The organism is Lelliottia wanjuensis (assembly GCF_030238365.1).
GTDB classification, from domain to species: Bacteria; Pseudomonadota; Gammaproteobacteria; order Enterobacterales; family Enterobacteriaceae; genus Enterobacter; species Enterobacter wanjuensis.
Genome location: NZ_JASSOT010000047.1, coordinates 144,481 through 151,803, shown reverse-complemented (window position 1 = coordinate 151,803; position 7,323 = coordinate 144,481). Strand labels below are relative to the sequence as shown.

The window sequence follows — 7,323 nt, the reverse complement described above, 5'->3', positions numbered from 1 at the left end:
GTGTTCCATCTTTTCCGGCAAGGTAGTGATTGACGACAGCTAATCTGGTTTCGAGGGAATATTTTGGCTTTGCCATAAAAAACTGCACCTTAATCAGTTGGGTGTCCAACTTTTGGGGTGCAGTCCAGAAGGGGGCTTTTTTTTAACTCAATTTTGACGGTAGCCAACAGCTGGCGATTAATCCGCCCTCAGGCGCATTATCCAGCGTCAGGTTGCCACGATGCAGCTGCACGATGCGCTGGACGATACTCAGCCCTAAACCACTCCCGCCATAGCGCTGGTCGAGACGACGGAACGGCTCGGTAATCGAATGCCGATGCGCTTCATCAATGCCCGGTCCCTGATCGATGACGCTGACCTGGGTTCCTTCTTCGTGCTCGGTTAACGCCACTTCGATGGTCGTTCCTGCCGGGCTATAGCGCGCCGCATTCTCCAGTAAATTACGCAGCATCAAACGCAACAAAACCGCATCTCCCTGAACGGTCAGCGAGCTATGCTCGGGCCAGATGATGCGGTGATCTTTCGCCTCATGCTCCAGTGCCAGCGGCGCGATAATATGATCTGTCCAGTTGACCGTATCATAATGGCCGCTCGCCAGTGCCTGGCCCGCTCGCGCCAGCATCAGCAGCTGTTCAACAGTGTGCATCAGCTGATCGATACGATTAATCAACGTCGCAGCCTGCGGTGAGCCTGACTGGACCATCAGTTCCAGATGGAGTCGAATACCGGCCAGCGGTGTACGCAGCTCATGGGCCGCGTCAGCGGTGAATAATCGCTCCTGCTGGATGGTGTGGTCCAGACGGGCAAGGAGCTGGTTCAGAGAGGTCGTAACCGCGCCGATCTCTTCCATATCGGAATAAACAGGCAGAGGGGTCAGATTATCCGCCGAGCGATTGGCAAGGCTGTCGCGAAGTTTGTTGAGCGGGCGTGTAATCCAGGTGATGGCCCAGAAGGAGAAGAGCAGGGTAAAACCGACCATCACCAGGGAAGGTACCAGCAGCGAGGCGATAGCTTCGCGGATCTCTTTCTCCACGTGCTGGTTACGCGCTTTGGCGGATAATGTCTCGCTCACCAGAAAGCCGATCTGCTCGCGGCTTTCATGCCACAGCCAGACCACGCTAATCAGTTGGAAAAATAACAGAATGACCGCCAGCAAAACCATTAATCGCCGACGCATGCTGTTCATTTTTGACTCTCCAGGCGATAGCCTACGCCGCGAACGGTTTTGATGCGGTCTTTGCCAAGCTTGCGCCGCAAGTTGTGAATATGCACTTCAAGGGTGTTTGAGCCCGGATCATCCTGCCAGGAGTAGATATCCTGCTGGAGTGTTTCGCGGTGAACCGTCTGCCCGGTGCGCATAATCAGGCGCGTCAGCAGGGCAAACTCTTTCGGCGTGACTTCCACGGGCTCGGCATTACGCAGCACTTGCTGCGTTTGCAGATTCAGCGTCAGATCGCCATCCGTGACCAGATTATCGCTGTGGCCCTGGTAGCGGCGAATCAACGCACGAACGCGAGCCTGGAGCTCCGCCAGGGCAAAGGGTTTGACCAGATAGTCATCGGCACCGGAGTCCAGACCATTAATTCTGTCTTCCAGAGCGTCTCGCGCCGTCAGGATCAGTACCGGGTTCTCGACGCCACGGCGACGCCACTGGGTGAGCAGGGTCGCGCCGTCTTTATCGGGCAGCCCTAAATCCAGGATCACCAGACTGTACTCGCCGCTTTGAATCAGCGAGTCAGCCTCTGCCGCGGTGGCGGCACAATCTAGCGCGTATCCTTCGTTGGCCAGCGCCAGCGCCAGCCCTTCCTGTAATAACAGGTCGTCTTCCACAATGAGTAATTTCATCGCTAGTTATTCTGGTAGATGTCCTTGTAGAGCCTGCTTTCGAAACGCACCAGAGGGATACGGCGATTGCGCTGGTCGCTCGGTTCGACGGCATAGCCGGAGAGATACTGCACAAATGCCATGCGTTGACCGCTGGCCGTCGTGATAAAGCCCGCAAGGTTGTATACGCCCTGCAGTGAACCCGTCTTGGCGGAAACCTTGCCGTCTACGCCCGCGGCGTGAAGGCCAGCGCGATACTGCAGAGAGCCATCGTAACCCGCCAGCGGGAGCATTGAGATGAAGTTTAGCTCAGTGTCGTGCTGCGCAATGTACTGAAGAACCTGCATCATTGTTGCTGGCGAGATCAAATTATGGCGCGAAAGGCCGGAACCATCGACCGCAATAGTGTTACCAAGATCGATCCCCGCCTGCTGGCGCAGGATCTGGCGGACGGCATCGGAGCCAGCGCGCCAGGTACCAGGCACACCAAAACGGGCATGACCAATCATGCGGAACACCGTATCGGCAATCATGTTGTCGGACTTTTTCAGCATAATCTTAAGCAGATCGTGCAGGGGCGCAGACTGTTTGCTGGCAATCACCGTTCCGGGCTCATTGGCCTGCGTCTGGCGCAGCAGCGTACCGGAATAGCTGATATTGGCTTGTTTTAACTCATCTTTCAGAATGGCACCGGCGTAGCTTGCCCCGTCCTGGATGGCAAACGCCAGCGGCAGCGGATCGGCGCGCTGGGTCAGACATCCGGTCAGGGTGAAGCGGTTCAGATCGCCAGGCACCACGTCCAGCTCACAATATTGCGCATCGGGCGAGCCTTTCGCCAGCGTGCGGACCTGGCTGAACATCGTCACCGGGTAATAGGACGCCACGCGGATAAAGGCTAAATCATCGGCCTTCGGCGCGCTGTAGAGTGAGACAGAGAAGCAGTTGCGGTCGACAATCGCGGCAGCGGGCGGGGCGCTAAAGCATTGGGTCATGTCGTTCCACGGCCAGCCTGGCGCTTTATCGTGGCTGGCAAAAATGGAGGTATCGATCAGCACGTTGCCGTCGATTCTCTGCACGCCGGATTTTTTCAGCACCGCAACCATGTTGCGGATATCCTGGCGCTTAAAGGTTGGATCGCCGCCAAAACGGGCGATTAAATCCCCTTTCAGGACGCCGCCATCCACGCTGCCTTTACTCTCCAGCGTCGTGGTGAAGCGGAAGTCTGGTCCCAGCTGCAATAGCGCAGCCAGAGCCGTAATCACTTTCTGTGTACTGGCGGGGAGTGCCATCTGCTGGCTGTGATAATCAATCTCCGGCGCCTGGGCACCCACTTTTTGCACCATCAGCGCAAGGTTAGCGCCAGCAGGGAGTTGATTAATATACTCATCAACATTCGCTGCCTGGACAGTGAACGCCACACTGGTAGTCAATCCGATGATAAATCTGGAAAATCGCATAATCTCGCGCTAACAACCCGTAAACAAACCGTCATACTACGGTGCAACGCCCTGTAAAGTAAACGATGACCCATAGTGAACTTCGCGGTAAAATACGCATCAAATTGAAAAATTGCTGCTGACCTGGAACTTTGCTTCCGGGTCAGTTTTCTTTTGCTCCCGACCTGTGACAGGCTGTGACGCCTGCGAGGCCGGAAGTCGGAGTGAGTCCGTCGCTCCCAACAGGAATGTTTAAGAGGTATAACAAATGCAAGCTATTCCGATGACCTTACGTGGTGCCGAAAAACTGCGCGAAGAACTGGATTTCCTGAAATCTGTTCGCCGTCCTGAAATCATCGCCGCTATCGCGGATGCGCGTGAGCATGGCGACCTGAAAGAGAACGCGGAGTATCACGCCGCGCGCGAACAGCAAGGCTTCTGCGAAGGTCGTATCAAAGATATTGAAGCGAAACTGTCGAATGCACAGGTTATCGATATCAGCAAAATCCCGAACAATGGCCGCGTGATTTTTGGTTCTACCGTGACGGTGCTGAACCTGGATAATGACGAAGAGCAGACTTACCGCATTGTGGGCGATGACGAGGCAGACTTTAAACAGAACCTCATCTCCGTGAACTCACCGATTGCGCGTGGTCTGATCGGCAAAGAGCAGGACGATGTGGTGGTGATCCGCACGCCAGGTGGCGAAGTGGAATACGAAGTGATTAAGGTCGAGTACCTGTAATTCGCATCTCCCCGCAGTTGTTGATACATTGTAAAGATAGGAAAAAGGCCGCATAGCGGCCTTTTATCAACTCAAGGAGCGTGGCATTTTGCTCACCTGCTTGTGGAAATCCCTCGTTTTACACTGAAAAAGTGTTCGATTCGGGATATTCTTAGCGTGGCAGCGAGATTTTGCGCTCTTTAGTCGGGCGGTAGAGCACCAGCGTTTTACCGATAACCTGTACATTACAGGCACCGGTATTGCGCACGATAGCTTCCACGATCAGGGTTTTGGTGTCTCTGTCTTCAGAGGCAATTTTTACCTTAATCAGCTCGTGGTGCTCCAGCGCTTGTTCGATCTCGGCAAGCACCCCTTCGGTCAAACCATTATTGCCAAGCATGACTACAGGCTTGAGTGGATGTGCCAGACCTTTAAGGTGCTGTTTTTGTTTAGTACTCAGATTCATCGTATATTTTTGCTTACGTTGGGATTGAAAACGGTTCATTCTACCGCCATCTCCCTTATATCGCCAAATAGCTGCGTAGAAATTTACGTCAAAGGCAGGTTACGATGAACCAGGACGGAAAGTTAAATGACAGGTAAAAAGCGTTCTGCCAGCTCCAGCCGCTGGCTCCAGGAACACTTTAGCGATAAATATGTTCTTCAGGCACAGAAAAAGGGGTTACGTTCCCGTGCCTGGTTTAAACTTGATGAAATACAGCAAAGTGACAAACTCTTTAAGCCGGGAATGACGATTGTTGATCTCGGTGCTGCACCTGGCGGATGGTCCCAGTATGCTGTTACGCAAATTGGCGGACAGGGGCGAATCATCGCACTTGATCTTTTGCCAATGGATCCGATAGTCGGTGTGGACTTCCTTCAGGGCGATTTTCGTGATGAATTAGTTCTGAAAGCATTACTCGAACGTGTAGGTGACAGTAAAGTTCAGGTTGTCATGTCCGATATGGCGCCAAATATGTGCGGAACACCGGCGGTGGATATTCCCCGTTCCATGTATCTGGTTGAACTTGCGTTAGAAATGTGTCGTGATGTTCTAGCGCCTGGTGGTAGTTTTGTAGTGAAGGTGTTCCAGGGCGAAGGTTTCGAGGAGTATCTTAAGGAAATTCGCTCCCTGTTTGCGAAGGTGAAAGTTCGTAAGCCGGACTCTTCCCGTGCTCGTTCACGTGAAGTGTATATTGTAGCGACCGGGCGGAAATGATAACCGGCTGACTTCGGACGAACGTTCGAAAGACACTGGATAGAGAGTCTCCTGACGCTGTTTTTAACACAGTTGTAATATGAGGTTAATCCCTTGAGTGACATGGCGAAAAACCTAATACTCTGGCTGGTCATTGCCGTTGTGCTGATGTCAGTGTTCCAGAGCTTTGGGCCCAGCGAGTCGAATGGCCGTAAGGTGGATTACTCTACCTTCCTGCAAGAGGTCAATCAGGACCAGGTTCGCGAAGCGCGTATCAACGGACGTGAGATCAACGTTACCAAGAAAGATAGTAACCGTTACACGACTTACATCCCGGTGAACGATCCTAAGCTGCTTGATAACCTTCTGACTAAAAACGTCAAGGTGGTAGGTGAGCCGCCAGAAGAGCCGAGCCTGCTGGCTTCTATCTTCATCTCCTGGTTCCCGATGCTGCTGCTTATCGGTGTCTGGATCTTCTTCATGCGCCAAATGCAGGGCGGCGGTGGCAAAGGCGCCATGTCGTTCGGTAAGAGCAAAGCGCGCATGCTGACGGAAGATCAGATCAAGACCACGTTTGCCGACGTCGCAGGTTGTGACGAAGCAAAAGAAGAAGTGGCTGAACTGGTTGAATACCTGCGTGAGCCGAGCCGTTTCCAGAAACTGGGCGGTAAGATCCCGAAAGGCGTTCTGATGGTAGGTCCTCCGGGTACCGGTAAAACCCTGCTGGCGAAAGCCATCGCGGGTGAAGCGAAAGTCCCGTTCTTTACCATTTCAGGTTCTGACTTCGTTGAAATGTTCGTGGGTGTCGGTGCATCTCGTGTGCGTGACATGTTCGAGCAGGCCAAGAAGGCAGCACCGTGCATTATCTTCATCGATGAAATCGATGCCGTAGGCCGCCAGCGTGGCGCGGGTCTGGGCGGCGGTCACGATGAACGTGAACAGACTTTGAACCAGATGCTGGTTGAAATGGATGGCTTCGAAGGTAACGAAGGTATCATCGTTATCGCGGCAACTAACCGTCCAGACGTACTTGACCCTGCGCTGCTGCGTCCAGGCCGTTTCGACCGTCAGGTTGTGGTCGGTCTGCCAGATGTGCGTGGTCGTGAACAGATCCTTAAAGTCCACATGCGTCGCGTACCGCTGTCTCCGGACATCGATGCGGCAATCATCGCACGTGGTACACCTGGCTTCTCCGGTGCTGATCTGGCGAACCTGGTGAACGAAGCAGCGCTGTTTGCTGCTCGCGGTAACAAACGCGTTGTGTCGATGGTGGAATTCGAGAAAGCGAAAGACAAAATCATGATGGGTGCGGAACGTCGCTCCATGGTGATGACCGAAGCGCAGAAAGAGTCCACGGCATACCACGAAGCAGGCCATGCGATTATTGGTCGTCTGGTGCCGGAACACGATCCGGTGCATAAAGTGACCATTATCCCACGCGGTCGTGCACTGGGTGTGACCTTCTTCCTGCCGGAAGGCGATGCGATTAGCGCCAGCCGTCAGAAGCTGGAAAGTCAGATTTCGACCCTGTACGGCGGTCGTCTGGCTGAAGAGATCATCTACGGTGTGGAACATGTTTCTACCGGTGCGTCGAACGACATCAAAGTCGCGACGAACCTGGCGCGTAACATGGTCACTCAGTGGGGCTTCTCCGACAAACTCGGTCCGCTGCTGTACGCGGAAGAGGAAGGCGAAGTGTTCCTGGGCCGCTCCGTGGCGAAAGCGAAACACATGTCCGATGAAACGGCTCGTATCATCGATCAGGAAGTTAAGGCGCTGGTTGAACGTAACTATGGCCGTGCGCGTGAAATTCTGAATGACAACCTGGACATTCTGCACTCGATGAAAGATGCGCTCATGAAATATGAGACCATCGATGCTCCGCAGATTGACGACCTGATGGCCCGCCGCGAAGTGCGTCCGCCAGCAGGCTGGGAAGATCCAGGCGCTTCCAACAACTCTGACAACAATGGCACCCCGCGTGCTCCGCGTCCGGTCGATGAACCGCGTACGCCGAATCCGGGCAATACCATGTCAGAACAGCTTGGCGACAAATAAGTCACCGCTGGAGATGTGATTATCTTCACCTGAAACCCTGGAGCTTGCTCCGGGGTTTTTCTTATCTGCATAACTCAAAATAC

7 protein-coding genes are annotated in these 7,323 nt (G+C 53.8%); 3 read left to right on the top strand and 4 right to left on the bottom strand.

The genetic code is table 11. From position 1 onward, the window contains the following. Positions 1-142: 142 nt before the first annotated feature. The 3 genes from pmrB to dacB are packed head-to-tail and all read right to left on the bottom strand — an operon-like array spanning position 143 to position 3,281. Positions 143-1,186, bottom strand: a complete 1,044-nt coding sequence (gene pmrB / locus QQF33_RS04225; protein ID WP_285148137.1) for a two-component system sensor histidine kinase PmrB — start codon at positions 1,184-1,186, stop codon at positions 143-145. Next, the gene (gene pmrA / locus QQF33_RS04220; protein WP_285148140.1) at positions 1,183-1,845 is read right to left on the bottom strand and encodes a two-component system response regulator PmrA; all 663 of its coding nucleotides are present in this window, start codon (positions 1,843-1,845) and stop codon (positions 1,183-1,185) included. The genes pmrB and pmrA overlap by 4 nt, the downstream gene beginning before the upstream one ends. A 2-nt stretch (positions 1,846-1,847) precedes the next feature. Then, positions 1,848-3,281: a serine-type D-Ala-D-Ala carboxypeptidase gene (gene dacB, locus QQF33_RS04215; protein WP_282491813.1), complete on the bottom strand. Its 1,434-nt coding sequence runs from the start codon at positions 3,279-3,281 to the stop codon at positions 1,848-1,850. A gap of 247 nt (positions 3,282-3,528) precedes the next feature. Here dacB and greA point away from each other — a divergent pair, with 247 nt between their 5' ends. Further along, entirely contained in the window at positions 3,529-4,005 is a 477-nt protein-coding gene (gene greA / locus QQF33_RS04210; RefSeq protein ID WP_282491812.1) for a transcription elongation factor GreA, read from the top strand. 151 nt (positions 4,006-4,156) lie between these two features. Here greA and yhbY read toward each other — a convergent pair whose 3' ends face one another. Then, on the bottom strand, positions 4,157-4,450 hold the full coding sequence (gene yhbY / locus QQF33_RS04205) for a ribosome assembly RNA-binding protein YhbY (RefSeq protein WP_282491811.1): 294 nt from the start codon (positions 4,448-4,450) through the stop codon (positions 4,157-4,159). Between the two features lie 126 nt (positions 4,451-4,576). Between yhbY and rlmE the strand changes: the two genes are divergently transcribed. Further along, the gene (gene rlmE / locus QQF33_RS04200; RefSeq protein WP_095283562.1) at positions 4,577-5,203 is read left to right on the top strand and encodes a 23S rRNA (uridine(2552)-2'-O)-methyltransferase RlmE; all 627 of its coding nucleotides are present in this window, start codon (positions 4,577-4,579) and stop codon (positions 5,201-5,203) included. A gap of 102 nt (positions 5,204-5,305) precedes the next feature. Beyond that, positions 5,306-7,240, top strand: coding sequence for an ATP-dependent zinc metalloprotease FtsH (gene ftsH / locus QQF33_RS04195; protein ID WP_100778748.1), 1,935 nt, complete (start codon positions 5,306-5,308; stop codon positions 7,238-7,240). Positions 7,241-7,323 lie beyond the last annotated feature (83 nt).

Coding starts and splice junctions, on each gene's coding strand:
- rlmE (WP_095283562.1), top strand. CDS start 4,577: ATGACAGGTAAAAAGCGTTCTGCCAGCTCCAGCCGCTGGCTCCAGGAA.
- pmrA (WP_285148140.1), bottom strand. CDS start 1,845: ATGAAATTACTCATTGTGGAAGACGACCTGTTATTACAGGAAGGGCTG.
- greA (WP_282491812.1), top strand. CDS start 3,529: ATGCAAGCTATTCCGATGACCTTACGTGGTGCCGAAAAACTGCGCGAA.
- dacB (WP_282491813.1), bottom strand. CDS start 3,281: ATGCGATTTTCCAGATTTATCATCGGATTGACTACCAGTGTGGCGTTC.
- pmrB (WP_285148137.1), bottom strand. CDS start 1,186: ATGAACAGCATGCGTCGGCGATTAATGGTTTTGCTGGCGGTCATTCTG.
- ftsH (WP_100778748.1), top strand. CDS start 5,306: ATGGCGAAAAACCTAATACTCTGGCTGGTCATTGCCGTTGTGCTGATG.
- yhbY (WP_282491811.1), bottom strand. CDS start 4,450: ATGAATCTGAGTACTAAACAAAAACAGCACCTTAAAGGTCTGGCACAT.